Raw genomic sequence first — 17,514 nt, forward strand, 5'->3', positions numbered from 1 at the left:
CCTAATTTCGGCTAAAAGTATGACTTTGTTTTTGTACAGAATGGAGAAATGAAAAATACATCATGGCACAAACGGAAAAATAATTTTCGAAATTTTGGGGCGAAAGTGTTTCTATAACAAAAACAGTCCATCCCTGCAAAACAAAAATACAGGCCGCTGTCCTTCCACGGCGGCCTGTAAGAAAAAAACGGAAAAATGTTTTCGCAATTGAACGGTTCAGCGGATCTGGCCGCTGCCGTGAATGATGTACTTGTAGCTGCACAGCTCTTCCAGCCCCATGGGGCCACGGGCGTGGAGCTTCTGGGTGGAAATGCCCATCTCGCACCCCAGCCCGAACTCCCCGCCATCGGTAAAGCGGGTGGAGCAGTTGACGTAGACCGCCGCACTGTCCACCGCCGCCGTAAAGAGGGCGGCATGGGCCTCGTCCCGGGTCAGGATGGCTTCGCTGTGGCCGGTGGAGTGCGCGGCGATGTGGCCGACGGCCTCCTCCACGCTGTCCACGACCTTGACAGCCAGGATGTAGTCCAGGAACTCGGTGTCAAAATCGGCAGGGCCTGCAGGGGTGCCGGGGATGATGGCGGCGGCACGCGGGTCCAACCGCAGCTCCACCGGATGCAGTCCCTTTGCAGTGCGGTCAGGGCCCAGCCGCCGGGACAGCTTGGGCAGGAACTCTGCCGCAATGTCACGGTGCACCAGGCACACCTCCTCCGCGTTGCAGACGCTGGGGCGGCTGGCCTTGGCGTTTTCGATGATGTCCAGCGCCTTATCCTGCTCGGCAGAAGCATCCACGAAGATGTGGCAGATGCCGGTACCGGTCTGGATGCAGGGGACTTTTGCGTTTTCCACACAGGCGCGGATGAGCCCGGCCCCGCCGCGCGGGATGAGCAGATCCACATAGCCCACCGCCGTCATCAGGGCGTTGGCCGAGGCGTGGGTGGTGTCCTCAATCAGGCAGACCGCTGTTTCGGGCAGGTCGTTTGCCCGCAGACCCTCCCGCAGAGCCGTTACAATGGCGTTGGCACTGCGCCATGCCTCCCTGCCGCACCGCAGGATGCAGGCATTGCCGCTCTTGATGGCAAGGGCGGCGGCATCGCTGGTTACGTTGGGGCGGCTCTCGTAGATGATGGCGATCACGCCCATGGGCACGGCGGTCTTTTCGATGACCAGCCCGTTGGGGCGCTCCACCCGGCGCAGAACTTTGCCCACCGGGTCGGGCAGGTCAGCCACTTCCCGGATGCCCTTTGCCATGGCGCTGATGCGCTCCGGTGTCAGGGCCAGCCGGTCCAGCATGACCTCCGAGATGTGCTCCCTGGCTGCTTCCAGATCGGCGGCATTGGCTTCCAGAATGGCCTGCTGGCGGGCAGGGGAGCAGAGTGCCTCTGCCATGCCCAGCAGGGCGGCGCGGCGCACCTCGCCCGAGGAAAGGCCCAGCGTGCTTCTTGCTGCGCGGGCGGCTTCCAGGATCTCCTGTGTCGTCATGGATCAGCCCTCCTTTCTGCCCGCAAAGCGGGTGCCTGCGGGTCTGCCGTCTGCAATGTCGTAGAGCAGCTCCGGGTGGGAACCGTTGGCAATCACCATGTCCGCGCCCTCTGCCGTTACCATCTGGGCGGCACGGAGCTTGGTGGACATGCCGCCGGTGCCCAATGCGGAGCCTGCCCCGTCTGCCAGCGCCAGCACCTCCGGAGTGATGCGCTCTACCAGCGGGATGAGCTTTGCGTCCGGGTGGGTGTGGGGATTGGCGGTGTACAGGCCGTCGATGTCGCTCAGCAGCACCAGCAGATCCGCATGGATGCAGCAGGTGACGATGGCGGCCAGCGTGTCATTGTCGCCGATGGAGGTGATCTCGTCGGTGGCAACGGTGTCGTTCTCGTTGATGATGGGCAGCGCACCCAGCTCCAGCAGCCGGGTCAGGGTGTTCTGGAAATTCAGCCGCCGTCCCTCGTGCTCCACATCCACGCCGGTGAGCAGGATCTGCGCCACGTTGTGGTTGTAGGCGGTGAACAGGCGGTCGTAGGTGTACATCAGCTCGCATTGGCCCACAGCGGCGCAGGCCTGCTTGGTGGCCATATCACCGGGGCGGGAGGGCAGGGACAGCTTGCCCACCCCCATGCCGATGGCACCGGACGAGACGAGGATGACCTCGTGCCCTGCGTTCTTCAGGTCGCTCAGCACCTTGACCAGATCCTCCGTGTGGCGGATGTTCAGCCGCCCGGTGGAGTGTGCCAGCGTGGAGGTGCCCACTTTGACGACGATGCGCATAAACTTAACCCTTTCCCATTTCCTTTGTCTTGTCGTAGGCGGCGATCACCGCATCGGTCACCGCGCCGCGGAAGCCGTGCTCTTCCAGCACGCGCACGCCCTGAATGGTGCTGCCGCCGGGGCTGCACACCGCATCCTTGAGCTCACCGGGGTGTTTTCCGCTTTCCAGCACCAGCTTGGCGCTGCCCAATACCATCTGGGCAGCATATTCCTGCGCCTTGGCCCGGGGCAGGCCGCAGGCCACGCCGCCGTCGGCCAGCGCTTCAATGAACTGATACACCCAGGCCGGGCCGCAGCCGGAAACGCTGCTTGCCGCATCGATCAGGGCCTCGGGCACAGCGTCCAGCCGCCCGGCGGGTGCCATCAGCTTCAGAAACTCCTGCTCCTCCTCCGCTGTCACATTGGCGGAGCAATACTGGATCATGCCTGCCCCCACCGAAGCCGGGGTGTTGGGCATGATGCGGATCACGGGGTAATCTTCCCCCGCCATCTCCTGGATGCGCGCGATGGAAAGCCCTGCCGCCATGCTGCAAAGGATGAAGCGGCTCGGCCGCTCGTTCAGGGTGAACTTAAGCGGAGCCAGCAGGGCCTCCATCATCTGGGGCTTGACCGCCAGAAAGATCAGGTCGGAGCGGCCCGCCACTTCGGCGTTCGTGGTGGTGTTGCAGCCCAGCTCTGCGGCCAACGCCTCTGCCTTGGCGGCAGTGCGGTTGGCAAGATAAACGTTCTGTGGGTCGGCAGCCTTGCAGACGGCCCGCGCAATGGCACCGCCCATGTTCCCACAGCCTAAAAATCCGATGGTCTTGATCATACTTGCTTTCCCTTCCTTTCTCACTCAGAAAGAAATAAATGGAACGCACATTCGTTCCACTCCATCCATTGTAAGCATCCGGAGCCAGAAAATCAAGAGGAACCTCCCGGAAACCCGGCAAAAAGGCGGAGGGACGGCTGCAAAATGGAGAGGAATGTGAAAAAAATATCAAAATGAGAGATTTTGAACTTGCAAAACGGGGGGCATTTGCGTTATAGTATAAAGGAAGTATTCTTACTTCTCTGGCCCCATAGGGCGGCTACCACGGTCAGCGGCACAGTGTGTGCCGCTGGGAAAGGATGGATCTCGTGTCGCAAACTACAAAAAGGGCGTTGGAGGCATCGCTGAAAAAGCTGCTGCTTCAAAAGCCGCTGAATAAGATCACCATCAATGATATCACCGAGGACTGCGGCGTGAACCGTATGACCTTCTACTACCACTTCAAGGACATCTACGACCTCGTGGACTGGATCATGGTCGAGGATGCCGCCAAGGCGCTGGAGGGCAGACAGAGCTTTGAGAACTGGACAGATGCCTTTCTGGACATCCTGCATCAGGTGCAGGACAACAAGGTTCTGGTGATGAATGTTTACCGCTCCGTGAGCCGTGAGCAGTTGGAACAGTACTTATATAAACTGCTGGACTCCATGCTGCGGGACTTTGTGGACCGCAGTGCGCAGGGCTTTACCGTGCAGGATTCCGACAAGCAGTTCATCATCGACTTTTACAAATACGCGCTGGTGGGCATGGCACTGGAATGGATCCGCAGGGATATGAAGGAGGACCCCGTCCGGATGACCGAGCGGCTGAATGTTCTGCTCCACGGCGAGCTTGAGCGGGCGCTCCGCCGCTTCCGCACCGACCGCAGCCCCGCAGATCTTGACGACTGACAATATTTTATCAATCCGGGCACCGTGATGGGTTTTCCATCACGGTGCTTTTTCTGTTTATGGCCTTCCGTTTGACAAAATGTTACAGTATGGTCAGCGCAAAATGAAAGGTGAAAACCTGGAAACCACAGCAAACGGAGGGAATAAAATGTATTATTCCAGCGGGAACTATGAGGCCTTTGCGCGCCCGAAAAAGCCTGCGGGAGTGGATCGGAAATCGGCCTATCTCGTGGGCACCGGTCTGGCGGCGCTGACAGCTGCCTGCTACCTGGTCCGCGACGGTCAGATGAAAGGGGAACACATCCATCTCTTTGAAAAGGGACCCATCCCCGGCGGTGCCTGTGATGGCTGCCAGTACCCCGGCATCGGTTATGTGATGCGGGGCGGCCGGGAGATGGATGACCATTTTGAAGTCATGTGGGATCTGTTCCGTTCCATCCCGTCGCTTGAGACCGAGGGCGCAAGCGTGCTGGATGAGTACTACTGGCTGAACAAGGCAGACCCCAACTACTCGCTCTGCCGCGCCACGGAAAACCGGGGGCAGAACGCCCACACCGATGGGAAGTTCGGTCTTTCGGATCAGGGCTGCATGGAACTCATCAAGCTCTTTTTTACCCCGGATGAGCAGCTCTATGATAAGCGCATCACCGATGTCTTTGACGCGGAGGTGTTCTCTTCCAACTTCTGGCTTTACTGGCGCACCATGTTCGCCTTTGAGAACTGGCACAGCGCACTGGAAATGAAGCTCTATCTGAAGCGCTACATCCACCATGTGGGTGGTCTGCCTGATCTGCGGGCACTGCGCTTTACCCGGTACAACCAGTACGAGAGCATGATCCTGCCCATGATCCGCTATCTGGAAGGACACGGTGTGCGCTTCCACTACAACACCAAGGTCACCAATATTGAGTTTGAGCTGACCGAGGGCAAAAAGCAGGCCAGGACCATCTGCCTGCTGGTGGACGATGAAGCGGAACGGGTGGACCTGACCGAGAATGATCTGGTGTTCATCACCAACGGCGGCTGCGTGGAAAGCACCTCCATCGGCTCCCAGGATCAGCCTGCAGTGTTCAACCCCACCCTCCGGCCCGGCAACGGCTGGGATCTGTGGAAGAAGATCGCCGCGCAGGATGAGGCCTTTGGCCGCCCGGAGAAGTTCTGCTCCGATCCGGAGCAGACCAACTGGATGAGTGCCACGGTCACCACGCTGGACGAACGCATCGTGCCCTACATCCAGAACATCTGCCAGCGTGACCCTTTCAGCGGCAGGACTGTCACGGGCGGCATCGTCACGGCGCGGGATTCCGGCTGGCTGCTCAGCTGGACATTCAACCGTCAGCCCCAGTTCCGGGATCAGCCCAAGGGCCAGCTCGTGGGCTGGATCTACGGCCTGTTCAGCAACACGCCCGGTGACTACATCAAGAAGCCCATGCGGGATTGCACCGGCAAAGAGATCTGCATGGAGTGGCTGTATCATCTGGGGGTCCCCGAAAACCAGATCGAGGACCTGGCGGAGCACAGTGCCAATACTGTGCCTGTGATGATGCCCTATATCACAGCTTTCTTCATGCCCCGCACCGCAGGCGACCGCCCGGCGGTGGTGCCGGAGGGCGCAGTGAACTTTGCCTTCATCGGCCAATTTGCCGAGACGAAGCGGGATACCATCTTCACCACCGAGTATTCCATGCGCACCGGCATGGAAGCTGTGTACACCTTGCTGGATATCGACCGGGGCGTGCCGGAGGTCTGGGGCAGCACCTACGATGTCCGCGACCTGCTGAACGCCGCTGTTCAGCTGCGGGATGGCAAACCCCTGAGTGATCTGAAAATGAACTGGATCAAAAAATTTGCACTGGGCAAAGCGGTAGAAAAGGTACAGGACACCGACCTGGGCCGTCTGCTGCTGGAGTATAAGATCATCTGAGCGCCGGGAATTCAGCCCGGCAGGCAGGGAAGAGAGCCCTGTAAAATTCTATTGAATCTGGAGGAAATAAAAATGAATACCGCATTTGATTCTCTGACGCACAAAATGCAGCGTGCTGCACTGGGCAAGACTGTGGATCTCGTGCTTTCTCATGCCGAGAAGGACCCCGCCAAGACGGTTGGACAGATCGTAGATCTTTCAAAGCAGTTCTACGGCGATTCCTTCAGCGAGGAGACCTATGCACATGCCAAGCAGACCCTGACCGACCCCAACAGCAAGTGGTCGAAGCTCATCAACTGTATGCTGAACCAGCTGGACCCCAACGTGGCCCGCACCACGGCCCTGAACCTGGGCTATGAGGCCTTCTTCCGCGGTACCAAGACCATCCGCGAGAATCGTGTCAAATATCAGTGCAACATTCCCTGGCTGATCCTGTTTGACCCCACCTCCGCCTGCAATATGCACTGCGTGGGCTGCTGGGCCGGTGAGTACGGTCACAAGAACAACCTGAGCTTTGACGATATGGATAAGATCGTCACCGAGGGCAAGGAGCTGGGCGTTTATCTGTACATGCTCACCGGCGGTGAGCCGCTGGTGCGCAAGGTTGATATCCTCAAGCTGGCCGAGAAGCACAACGATGTGCAGTTTGCCATCTATACCAACTCCACCCTGATCGATGAACCGTTCTGCAAAGAGGTCGTCCGTCTAGGCAACATCGCCTTCATGCTGTCCATCGAGGGCACCCCGGAGACCAACGATGCCCGCCGCGGCGAGGGCCACTATGCTGCCGTTATGCGCGCGATGGATCTGCTCAAGGAGCACGGCATCCTGTTCGGCACCTCCATCTGCTACACCCGCGACAACATCGAAGCCGTTACCAGCGATGAGTTCATGCGTTTCCTCTGCGATAAGGGTGCACACTTTGGCTTCTACTTCCACTACATGCCCGTGGGTAACGAGGCAGCGCCTGAGCTGATGCCCTCTCCCGAGCAGCGCAAGTACATGATCCAGCGCATCCGCTATCTGCGCAGTGAAGCCTGCGATATCCCGTTCTACCCCATGGACTTCCAGAACGACGGCGAGTTTGTGGGCGGCTGCATTGCCGGCGGCCGCAACTACTTCCACATCAACTCGGCCGGTGACGCGGAGCCCTGCGTGTTCATCCACTATTCCAACGCCAACATCCACGACAGCAGCATCCTGGAGATCCTGCAGAGTCCGCTGTTCATGGCCTACCACAACGGCCAGCCCTTCAATAAGAACCATCTGCGCCCCTGCCCCATGCTGGAAAACCCCGAGCTGCTGCGCAAGATGGTTCACGAGACCGGCGCCCACAGCACCGACCTCCAGAGCCCGGAAAGCGTGGATCATCTGTGCGACAAGTGCAAGAGCTACGCCGCCAACTGGCAGCCGACCGCCGACGAGATCTGGTCCCATACCAAGATCCGCGAGAGCCGTTACGAGAACTATAAGGATTGGAAGCCCAATCAGCAGTAATTGCAGGTACTCCCCCTGAAATCCCCCTTTTGGTATATCTGCCCTGAAAGCCGAAGCTCCCCCTTCCCCAAGCGCCGAGACAGCGCCGGGAAGGGGGAGCTTTGCGTTTCTCGGCTGCTCTGAGAAAATCGTGTGGTAGGAATACAAAAACCGGCCCCGCCTCCCATGCAGGAGACAGAGCCGGTTTTGCGATTCTATTGTGTTTGGGATCACTCGTCGTCGGGGTCACCGAAGGCATCGTGATAGAGGTTTACCATGCCGGATTCGTCGTTGCGATTCAGGCCGTGGAACACCAGCTTTTTGATGACATCATAGATGACCGCGAAGAGCGGCACACCGATGATCATGCCCACAAAGCCCCACAGGCCGCCAAACAGCAGGATGGCGAACAGCACCCAGAAGCTGGAAAGGCCGGTGGTGTTGCCCAGGATCTTGGGTCCGATGATGTTGCCGTCCACCTGCTGCAGCACCAGAACGAACAGCACGAACCAGAGCGCCTTGATGGGGTTCTGGATCAGAATGAGCAGGGTGGCGGGGATGGCACCGATGAAGGGGCCGAAGAAGGGGATAACATTGGTCACGCCGATGATGACCGACACCAGCAGGGCGCTGGGGAACTTGAAGATCAGGCAGGCGATATAGCACAGCACGCCGATGATGGCAGAATCCAGGATCTTGCCGTTGATGAAGCCGCCGAACATCCGGTCAGCGTAACGGACTTCCTCCATGATGAGGTCGGCCCAGCGGGGCTTGACCAAACTATAAAGGATGAGCTTGCCCTGCTGCCCGAACTTCTTCCGGCTGGCCAGCAGATACACCGAAACGATGAGGCCGATGACGAAATTCTTGATCCAGGTCACCACGTTCACCACGCCCACAGCGGCACCGCTGAGGATGTTCTGCATGGAGGGGAGCAGGGTGTTTTTGATCCAGGCATCCAGGTTGGCATCCAGGCTGTCGTAAGAGTTCTCGATGAAGTCCAGCAGCTTTTTGTTGTTGGCAATGAACTCCTGCTTGGAGATCCACTCCACAAAGTCGCCGATGTTGTCCCGCGCCGTGAAGTACAGGGCGGTCACGCTGTTGATGAGCTGCGGCACGATCATCATGATCAGAGCGTAGATCAGCAGCAGGCCGAACAGGATGGTCAGAGCAACGGCCAGCATGTTGGCAAAGCGGTGCATCCTTTCCGGGAACAGCTTGTGGAGAAATGCTTCAATCCAGTTGCACACCGGCTTGAGCAGATAGGCAATGACACTGCCGTAGATAAAGGGCATCAGGATGCCGGTCAGGGTTGAAACGGCATTGCCGAAGCCCTGAAAGCGGTAGATCAGGAAAAAGAAGAGGATGCTCAGGCTGATCGCGCCAAAGCCTGCGAACATTCCGTAGAGATAGGGTTTGATATGCGGTTTTTTGTCCATCATGTCATGGAAACTCCATTCCTGCCGCAGACAGCAGGATTCCCTGCGGCAATGTCAGCGCTTGTTGCTCCTGCGCCAGATGTGCAGCTTTTCGGCTTCGGCGATCAGCTCGTCCCGGAAATCGGGGTGTGCCACACTGATCAGTGCTTCTGCCTTTTCCCAGCTGGTCAGACCCTTCAGGTTCACACAGCCGTACTCGGTGCACAGGTAGTGCACGTTTGCGCGGGTGTCGGTGACGATGCTGCCGTTTTCCAGGGTAGGACGGATGCGGCTCTCCAGCTTGCCGGTCTTTTTATTCATAAAGGTAGAGGACAGGCAGATGAAGCTCTTGCCGCCATTGGAAAGGTATGCGCCCAGAACAAAGTCCAGCTGACCGCCTGCACCGGAAATGTGCTTGATGCCTGCACTCTCCGCGTTCACCTGACCGAACAGGTCAATATCCACCGCATTGTTGATGGAGATGAAGTTGTCGATGGCGGAGATGCTGCGGATGTCGTTGGTGTACTCCACGGGAGCGGCCATGCACTCCGGGTTGTCGTTCAGGTAATCGTACATCTTCTGGGTGCCTGCACCAAAGGCGTAGACCTGACGGCCCCTGTCCAGATTCTTGTGGCGGCCGGTAATCTTGCCTGCCTTTGCAATATCCACAAAGGCATCCACATACATCTCGGTGTGCACGCCCAGATCCTTCAGGTCGCTCTGCGCGATCAGGTTGCCGATGGCGTTGGGCATACCGCCGATGCCCAGCTGCAGGCAGGCACCGTCGGGGATCTGCGGGACGATGAGGTTTGCTACCTTCAGATCGACCTCGGTGGCGGCACCGGCAGCGGCCATCTGGCCGATGGGCGGGTTGCTGCCCTCCACAACACCGGCAACCTGGGAGATGTGCACCCAGTTCTCGGTGCCGCCCAGGCATTTGGGCATGTTCCGGTTGACCTCAACGATGATCTTCTTGGCCTTATCGCAGACGGCACCCAGGTGGGAAGCACAGGGGCCAAAGTTGAAATAGCCATGCTCGTCCATGGGGGTCACCTGGAACACCGCCACATCCACGGGGTCAGAGCTGTCGCGATAATAGCGGGGCAGTTCAGAGTAGCGGATGGGGGAGTAGAAAGAGAAGCCCTGGGCGATGGCCTTGCGCTCAATGCCGCCCATGTGCCAGCTGTTCCAGGTCATGTGGGCAGCAGGATCCTCGATCTGGAAGATGGCGGGCACCCACATCAGGATGCCGCCGCGGAAGTTGACATCCTCCAGCTCGGGCAGACGCTTTGCAATGGCAGCGTCCACTGCAACGGGGGTGTTCACGGCCCAGCCGTAATCCACCCAGTCGCCGCTTTTGACCAACGCGGCAGCCTGGTCAGCTGTCATTTTCTTCTGCGCATACAATTCCGTAAAATCCATTATAAACCATCCTCTCTTACAATAACATAAAGGAATTGTAAATTCCAACTTAGTTATATCATTAACAAACGGGAGAATCAATACTTTCCTAGCAAAAAACAGGGCTGGATGCAATATAACTAAAAATCTTAGCTTTTTGTAGAGATTCTTTGGTGCACAAAAAATAAATTTTACACAAAAAATACTTGATAAAATTTTGACGATGTGCTTTACTTATAGCGTAGCAGGATGCAGCGTGGCACTGCGGGTAAGATTGTTTAAAAATTAACGATACACCGTAGCAGAAGAAAAGAACATCTTGCACAGCAAACTGGAAAGTGCTATCATGTCAGAACCAATGCGCTTTTCAAAGGCGCGCAAGGAGGACAAAACCGATGGCAACTGCAGTTTACCCCGGGTCGTTCGATCCGGTCACACGAGGTCATCTCGATATTATCAAGCGCGCGGCAAAGATCAACGATCATCTGATCGTGGCCGTGCTCATCAACAGTGCAAAGCACCCATTGTTCACCGTGGAGGAGCGGGTGGCCCTGCTGCAGGAATGCTGCAAGGGGATCCCCAATGTCACGGTGGAGAGCTTCGACGGCCTGACCGTGGAGTTCGCCAAGAAGCGCCACGCTTCGGTCATGGTGCGGGGCCTGCGGGCGGTAACGGATTTTGAAAACGAGATCCAGCTGGCGCAGACCAATCACGCGCTGATGCCCGGCATTGAGACCATGTTCCTTGCAACCAGCATCAAGTGGAGCTATCTTTCCTCTACCATTGTAAAGGAAGCCGCTCGCTACGGCAGCAGCATCTCCAAGTTCGTTACTCCGAATGTGGAAGCTGCCGTGGAGCAGAAGATGGCCGAGCTGCGCAGCAGGGGAGAGAACGTCTGACCCCCATTCCTTATGCAAGAAACGCTTCGGCGTTTTGATAAAACAGTCTTTCTTAAATCACAACATACACAATCAGGAGGCTATTCACATGAAAAAGATCGTTATCGCATCTGCATGCCGTACCGCCATTGGTAAGTTCGGTGGCACCCTTGCCAACGTCCCCGCTGCTGAGCTGGGCTCCATCGTCATCAAGGAGGCTCTGAACCGCGCAAACGTCAAGCCTGAGCAGGTCGATCATGTTTACATGGGCTGTGTGATCCAGGCTGGTCTGGGCCAGAACGTTGCCCGTCAGGCTTCCCTGAAGGCTGGCCTGCCCATCGAGACCCCCGCTGTCACCGTCAACGTGGTCTGCGGTTCCGGTCTGAACTGCGTGAACATGGCTGCTCAGATGATCGAGGCAGGCGATGCTGATATCGTGGTCGCAGGCGGCATGGAGAACATGGACATGGCTCCCTTTGCAATGATGAAGGGCCGTTACGGCTACCGCATGGGCGCTCCCATGGGCAAGAGCGAGCTGGTCGATACCATGGTCAACGATGCTCTGTGGGATGCCACCGGCTTCAACAAGCACATGGGCATGACCGCTGAGAATGTCTGCACCAACGAGACCTTCCAGAAGAAGTACGGCTACAGCCCCATCAACCGCGAGATGCTGGATGAGTTCTCTTACAACAGCCAGGTCAAGGCTGACAAGGCCATCAAGGACGGCGCTTTCAAGGATGAGATCGTTCCTGTTGTCATCAAGGGTAAGAAGGGCGACACCGTGTTCGATACCGATGAAGGCCCCCGTCTGACCCCGGTCGAGAAGCTGGCAACCCTGAAGCCCGCTTTCACCAAGGACGGCATCGTGACCGCAGGCAACTCTTCCGCCATCAACGATGGCGCTGCTGCTCTGGTCATTATGAGCGAGGAAAAGGCCAAGGAGCTGGGCGTTGAGCCTCTGGCAACCTGGGTCGCTGGCGCTCTGGCCGGTGTTGAGCCCGAGGTCATGGGTCTGGGCCCCATCGCAGCAACCAAGAAGGTCATGGCAAAGACTGGCCTGACTGTTGCTGATATGGACCTGATCGAGGCCAACGAGGCATTTGCTGCACAGTCTGTGGCTGTCAGCCAGGCTTTGAACTTCGATATGAGCAAGGTGAACGTCAACGGCGGTGCAATCGCTCTGGGTCACCCGGTCGGCGCTTCCGGCGCTCGTATCCTGGTCACCCTGCTGTACGCTATGAAGCACCGTGGTGCTCACAAGGGTCTGGCTACCCTGTGCATCGGCGGCGGCATGGGCTGCGCTACCATCGTTGAGATGTAAGCTCCCCCTTTGGAATTGAATTGAATGACAGCCCGCGCCCCGGCTCAGACCGGAGACTCTGCCGGGGCGCGGGAGCTGTTTTGAAACACTGAGAATCTGAATTGGAGGTTTTCACAATGGCTTTTGTAAAAACCGAGGTGCAGGGCGCTGTCGAGATCATCACCATCGACCGTCCCAAGGCACTGAATGCCCTGAACCCTGAGGTTCTGGCAGACCTGAAGGCAGCTTTTGAGGCTGTCGATCAGGAGACCATCCGCTGCATCGTCCTGACCGGCGAAGGCGACAAGAGCTTCGTTGCAGGCGCTGATATCGGCTCCATGAGCACCATGACCAAGGCAGAGGGCGAGGCCTTCGGCAAGCTGGGCAATGACGTGTTCCTGATGATCGAGAGCTTCCCCATCCCCGTCATTGCAGCCGTCAACGGCTTTGCACTGGGCGGCGGCAATGAGCTGGCCATGAGCTGCGACATCCGCATCTGCTCTGACAACGCCGTGTTTGGTCAGCCCGAAGTTGGTCTGGGCATCACCCCGGGCTTCGGCGGCACCCAGCGTCTGGCACGTTTGGTCGGCATGGGCATGGCAAAGCAGCTGGTCTACTCTGCCCTGAACATCAAGGCGGACGAGGCCTACCGCATTGGTCTGGTCAACGCCGTGTATCCGCAGGCTGAACTGATGGAGAACGTGCTGAAGCTGGCTGGCAAGATCGCCAAGAACGCTCCCATTGCAGTGCGCAACTGCAAGAAGGCCATCAACGGTGGCATCAGCCTGCCCATTGAGAAGGCTGTGGAAGTTGAGGAGAAGCTGTTCGGTGCTTGCTTCGAGACCCACGATCAGCAGGAAGGCATGGCCTGCTTCCTGAGCCGTGAGAAACCGAAGCCCAAGGCAGTGTTCACCAACAACTAATCCGTTACATAATTTTTGATATTAAAGGAGAGATTTCCTATGAAGATCGGTGTTATCGGCGCTGGCACTATGGGCCAGGGCATCGCAAAGGCATTTGCACAGGTTGAGGGCAACACCGTTGCTCTGTGCGACATCAAGCAGGAGTGGGCTGAGAACGGCCTGGCAAAGATCAAGAAGGGCTACGAGAAGCTGGTTGCTAAGGGCAAGATCCCCCAGGAAAAGGCTGACGCGATCGTTGCAGCCATCACTCCGGGCCTGAAGGAAAATCTGTGCGCAGACTGCGACCTGGTCGTTGAGGCTGCTTTTGAGGATATGAAGGTCAAGCAGACCACTTTCGGCGAGCTGGATAAGATCTGCAAGCCCGAGTGCATCTTCGCTTCCAACACCTCCTCTCTGTCCATCACCGAGATCGGCAAGGGCCTGAGCCGTCCTCTGGTCGGTATGCACTTCTTCAACCCCGCTGACCGCATGAAGCTGATCGAGGTCATCGCTGGCTGTAACACCCCCGCCGAGACCGTTGAGAAGATCAAGGAGATCTCCGTGGCCATCGGCAAGAACCCTGTTCAGGTCAACGAGGCTGCAGGCTTTGTGGTCAACCGCATCCTGATCCCCATGATCAATGAGGCTGCCTTCATCAAGATGGAGGGCGTTTCTGATATCGCAGGCATCGACACCGCTATGAAGCTGGGTGCCAACCACCCCATGGGACCCCTGGAGCTGGGCGACTTCATCGGCCTGGATATCTGCCTGGCCATCATGGATGTCCTGTACCATGAGACCGGCGACAGCAAGTATCGCGCCTGCCCGCTGATCCGCAAGATGGTTCGCGGCGGCAACCTGGGCTGCAAGACCGGCAAGGGCTTCTACGTTTACAACGCAGACCGCACCAAGACCCCTGTTGACCAGCTGTAATTTCTGATAAACATTTCTCCCGGCCGTGGGGAAAGCGGTCGGGAGGAATTTGTTTGCAACCGGGAAGGGGAGAACCCCGACCCCGGGAGATAAAAAACACCCGTTAGGAGGATATAGCGATGGATTTTACTCTGTCCAAGCAGCAGCAGATGGTGCAGAAGATGTACCGTGAGTTTGCTGAAAACGAAGTCAAGCCCCTGGCTAAGAAGGTTGATGCAGAAGAGTACTTCCCCAAAGAGACCGTCGAGAAGATGGGCAAGCTGGGCATGATGGGCATTTACTTCCCCACCTCTGTCGGCGGTGCAGGCGGCGATGTGCTGTCCTACGTCATGGCAGTGGAGGAGCTGAGCAAGGTCTGTGGCACCACCGGTGTCATCGTCTCCGCTCACACCAGCCTGTGCGCTGCTCCTATTTATGAGAACGGCACCCCCGAGCAGAAGGCAAAGTATCTGCCCAAGCTCTGCAGCGGTGAGTGGCTGGGCGCTTTCGGCCTGACCGAGCCGGGCGCTGGTACCGATGCACAGGGTCAGCAGACCATTGCCAAGGAAGAGGATGACTGCTGGGTTCTGAATGGCTCCAAGATCTTCATCACCAACGCCGGTTTCGCTGATGTCTTTATCGTCATCGCTGTCACCGACCGCGTTCTGGATAAGAAGGGCCGCCCCACCAAGCTGTGCTCTGCCTTCATCGTTGAGCGCACCGATCCGGGCTTCTCCGTCGGCAAGGCTGAGGATAAGATGGGCATCCGTGGTTCTTCCACCTGCGAGCTGATCTTCGAGGATTGCCGTATCCCGAAGGATCGTATGCTGGGCGTGCGCGGCAAGGGCTTCCAGCTGGCCATGGCTACCCTGGACGGCGGCCGTATCGGCATCGCTTCTCAGGCTCTGGGCATTGCCGAGGGCGCTCTGGAGGAGACCGTTGCCTACGTCAAGGAGCGCAAGCAGTTTGGCCGCAGCATCTCCGCATTCCAGAACACCCAGTTTGAGCTGGCTGAGATGAAGGCCCGCGTTGAGGCTGCCAAGTATCTGGTCTACGCTGCCGCTCTGAAGAAGCAGCAGGCCATGGACGGCGCAAAGGTCCGTTACAGCGTGGAGGCTGCTCAGGCTAAGCTGATCGCAGCCCGCACCGCAAGCGATGTGACCCGCCGCTGCCTGCAGCTGTTCGGCGGTTACGGCTACACCCGTGACTACCCCATCGAGCGCATGATGCGTGATGCCAAGATCACTGAGATCTACGAGGGCACCAGCGAAGTGCAGATGATGGTCATTTCCGGCGCTCTGCTGAAGTAAGGGAGGTAAGATTTACAATGAAAGCAATTGTTTGTGTAAAGCAGGTTCCTGATACCTCCGGCAAAGTCGCCGTCAAGGCAGACGGTACTCTGGATCGTGCCTCTATGGCCACCATCACCAACCCCGATGACCTGAACGCTCTGGAGGCTGCTCTGAAGCTCAAGGACGCTACCGGCTGCGAAGTCGTTGTCATCACCATGGGTCCTCCTCCGGCCGAGGGAATGCTGCGTGAGCTGCTGGCCCGCGGCGCGGACAAGGCTGTTCTGGTCTCCGGCCGTGAGTTCGGCGGTTCCGATACCTTTGCAACCAGCCAGATCCTGGCTGCTGCTGTCAATAAGATCGGCGTTGGCCCTGAGGACGTTGTGTTCTGCGGCCGTCAGGCAATTGATGGCGACACCGCACAGGTCGGCCCCCAGATCGCTGAAAAGCTGCATCTGCCTCAGGTCACCTATGTGGCTGACATCCAGAAGGATGGCAACACCCTGACCGTGAAGCGTATGCTGGAAGACGGCTACATGATGGTCAAGGTGCAGACTCCCTGCCTGCTGACCTGCATCAAGGAGCTGAACCAGCCCCGTTACATGAGCGTCAATGGCATCTTCACCTGCTACGACAAGCCCATGGAAGTGTTCGATTACAACGCTCTGAAGGATGATCCGCTGATCGAGGTCGACACCATCGGTCTGAAGGGTTCTCCGACGAACGTCTTTAAGTCCTTCACTCCTCCGCAGAAGGGCGCAGGCACCATGCTGACTGGCGACGACACCGCCGCACAGCTGGCAGGTATCCTGGCCAAGAAGCACCTGATCTGATGAAAGGAGCATAGGATTACAATGGCTGATTTTAACGAGTACAAGGGCGTTTGGGTCTTTTGCGAGCAGCGCCAGGGCAAACTGATGCCCACCGATTTCGAGCTGGTCAGCGAGGCCCGCAAGCTGGCTGATGAGCTGAACTGCGAAGTCACCGGCCTGCTGCTGGGCGATAACGTGGACGGCATTGCCAAGGAGCTGGGCGGCTATGGCGCTGATAAGGTCATGGTCTGCGACAGCCCCCTGCTGAAGGATTACACCACGGACGCATACGCCAAGGTCGTCTGCGACATGGTCAACGAGTACAAGCCCGAGGTCCTGCTGATCGGTGCCACCAACATTGGCCGCGATCTGGGCCCCCGCTGCGCAGCCCGCCTGCACACCGGCCTGACCGCTGATGCTACCCACCTGGATATCGACACTGCAAAGTACATCGACTTCCTGAAGGAGAGCTCCACCATCGATCTGTCCAAGCAGAAGTTCGATATGGAAGACCGCAACCTGAAGATGACCCGTCCCGCATTCGGCGGCCATCTGATGGCTACCATCATCTGCCCCCGCTTCCGTCCCCAGATGTCCACCGTGCGTCCCGGCGTTATGAAGAAGGCTCCCTTCGATCAGGCTAAGGCAGATGCCTGCCAGATCGTGAAGCCTGCTTTCGAGCTGTCCGCTGCCGACATCAAGACCGAGGTCCTGAGCGTCGAGAAGGCTGCTGAGAAGCTGGTCGATCTGATCGGTGCCGATGTCATCGTCTCCGTTGGCCGCGGCATCAGCAAGGATGTCAACAAGGGCATCGAGCTGGCTGAGCAGCTGGCTGCTGCACTGGGCGGCGGCGTTGTGGGTGCTTCCCGTGCCGTTACCGATGCAGGTTGGATGACCGCTGACCATCAGGTCGGTCAGACCGGTAAGACGGTCCACCCCAAGATTTATGTTGCTCTGGGCATTTCCGGTGCCATCCAGCACACCGCTGGTATGCAGGATTCCGAGTGCATCATCGCCGTCAACAAGAACGAGAGCGCACCTATCTTCGGTGTTGCTGACTACGGCATCGTGGGCGATCTGTTCAAGGTCGTTCCCGAGCTGATCAAGCAGATCGAGGCTGCCAAGGCTGCTGAATAAGCATCTGATTTTCCCCGAACCCTGATTGTGATAAGGCCGCCGCGCAGTGGAAACGCTGTGCGGCGGCTTTTTGCGTCTCCGGAAAAGCGCTCCGTTCTATCC

At 58.0% G+C, this 17,514-nt stretch carries 15 protein-coding genes; 10 read left to right on the plus strand and 5 right to left on the minus strand.

Going from position 1 to position 17,514, the window contains the following annotated elements; genetic code table 11:
- Positions 1 to 216 precede the first annotated feature (216 nt).
- Genes MTP40_RS06405 through proC form a run of 3 tightly spaced genes read right to left on the minus strand, consistent with a single transcriptional unit; the run spans position 217 to position 3,070 of the window.
- Complete coding sequence (locus tag MTP40_RS06405) at positions 217 to 1,479, minus strand: glutamate-5-semialdehyde dehydrogenase (RefSeq protein ID WP_249260025.1); 1,263 nt, start codon at positions 1,477 to 1,479, stop codon at positions 217 to 219.
- 3 nt (positions 1,480 to 1,482) lie between these two features.
- Positions 1,483 to 2,259, minus strand: coding sequence for a glutamate 5-kinase (gene proB, locus MTP40_RS06410; RefSeq protein WP_117503979.1), 777 nt, complete (start codon positions 2,257 to 2,259; stop codon positions 1,483 to 1,485).
- 4 nt (positions 2,260 to 2,263) lie between these two features.
- Entirely contained in the window at positions 2,264 to 3,070 is an 807-nt protein-coding gene (gene proC / locus MTP40_RS06415; RefSeq protein WP_097772215.1) for a pyrroline-5-carboxylate reductase, read from the minus strand.
- Between the two features lie 299 nt (positions 3,071 to 3,369).
- Between proC and MTP40_RS06420 the strand changes: the two genes are divergently transcribed.
- The 3 genes from MTP40_RS06420 (at position 3,370) to MTP40_RS06430 (ending at position 7,381) form a co-directional block, all read left to right on the plus strand.
- Positions 3,370 to 3,960, plus strand: coding sequence for a TetR-like C-terminal domain-containing protein (locus tag MTP40_RS06420; protein WP_242700784.1), 591 nt, complete (start codon positions 3,370 to 3,372; stop codon positions 3,958 to 3,960).
- Positions 3,961 to 4,108: 148 nt separating this feature from the next.
- Positions 4,109 to 5,884: an oleate hydratase gene (locus MTP40_RS06425; RefSeq protein WP_249260026.1), complete on the plus strand. Its 1,776-nt coding sequence runs from the start codon at positions 4,109 to 4,111 to the stop codon at positions 5,882 to 5,884.
- 72 nt (positions 5,885 to 5,956) lie between these two features.
- Positions 5,957 to 7,381, plus strand: coding sequence for a radical SAM protein (locus MTP40_RS06430; RefSeq protein WP_249260027.1), 1,425 nt, complete (start codon positions 5,957 to 5,959; stop codon positions 7,379 to 7,381).
- Positions 7,382 to 7,590: 209 nt separating this feature from the next.
- On the opposite strand, the gene MTP40_RS06435 is transcribed toward MTP40_RS06430, so the two are convergent.
- Positions 7,591 to 8,802 carry an AI-2E family transporter gene (locus tag MTP40_RS06435; protein ID WP_156057923.1) on the minus strand — a complete coding sequence of 404 codons (1,212 nt, stop codon included), beginning with the start codon at positions 8,800 to 8,802 and terminating at the stop codon, positions 7,591 to 7,593.
- Positions 8,803 to 8,853: 51 nt separating this feature from the next.
- Positions 8,854 to 10,200, minus strand: a complete 1,347-nt coding sequence (locus MTP40_RS06440) for a butyryl-CoA:acetate CoA-transferase (protein ID WP_249260028.1) — start codon at positions 10,198 to 10,200, stop codon at positions 8,854 to 8,856.
- Positions 10,201 to 10,574: 374 nt separating this feature from the next.
- Between MTP40_RS06440 and coaD the strand changes: the two genes are divergently transcribed.
- The 7 genes from coaD (at position 10,575) to acrA (ending at position 17,412) form a co-directional block, all read left to right on the plus strand.
- Complete coding sequence (gene coaD, locus MTP40_RS06445) at positions 10,575 to 11,078, plus strand: pantetheine-phosphate adenylyltransferase (protein ID WP_005932740.1); 504 nt, start codon at positions 10,575 to 10,577, stop codon at positions 11,076 to 11,078.
- Positions 11,079 to 11,166: 88 nt separating this feature from the next.
- Positions 11,167 to 12,381, plus strand: a complete 1,215-nt coding sequence (locus MTP40_RS06450) for an acetyl-CoA C-acetyltransferase (protein ID WP_249260029.1) — start codon at positions 11,167 to 11,169, stop codon at positions 12,379 to 12,381.
- Between the two features lie 116 nt (positions 12,382 to 12,497).
- Positions 12,498 to 13,283 carry an enoyl-CoA hydratase-related protein gene (locus MTP40_RS06455; RefSeq protein WP_098922489.1) on the plus strand — a complete coding sequence of 262 codons (786 nt, stop codon included), beginning with the start codon at positions 12,498 to 12,500 and terminating at the stop codon, positions 13,281 to 13,283.
- A gap of 39 nt (positions 13,284 to 13,322) precedes the next feature.
- Positions 13,323 to 14,195, plus strand: coding sequence for a 3-hydroxyacyl-CoA dehydrogenase family protein (locus MTP40_RS06460; RefSeq protein ID WP_156065689.1), 873 nt, complete (start codon positions 13,323 to 13,325; stop codon positions 14,193 to 14,195).
- Between the two features lie 119 nt (positions 14,196 to 14,314).
- Positions 14,315 to 15,484 (plus strand): acyl-CoA dehydrogenase, encoded by a 1,170-nt coding sequence (locus MTP40_RS06465; protein ID WP_005932748.1) that lies wholly within the window; start codon positions 14,315 to 14,317, stop codon positions 15,482 to 15,484.
- Between the two features lie 17 nt (positions 15,485 to 15,501).
- Positions 15,502 to 16,296 (plus strand): acryloyl-CoA reductase electron transfer subunit gamma, encoded by a 795-nt coding sequence (gene acrB / locus MTP40_RS06470; protein ID WP_005932750.1) that lies wholly within the window; start codon positions 15,502 to 15,504, stop codon positions 16,294 to 16,296.
- Positions 16,297 to 16,317: 21 nt separating this feature from the next.
- Positions 16,318 to 17,412 carry an acryloyl-CoA reductase electron transfer subunit beta gene (gene acrA, locus MTP40_RS06475; protein WP_005932752.1) on the plus strand — a complete coding sequence of 365 codons (1,095 nt, stop codon included), beginning with the start codon at positions 16,318 to 16,320 and terminating at the stop codon, positions 17,410 to 17,412.
- Positions 17,413 to 17,514 lie beyond the last annotated feature (102 nt).

This window comes from Faecalibacterium sp. IP-3-29, assembly GCF_023347335.1.
Lineage (GTDB): Bacteria > Bacillota > Clostridia > Oscillospirales > Ruminococcaceae > Faecalibacterium > Faecalibacterium duncaniae.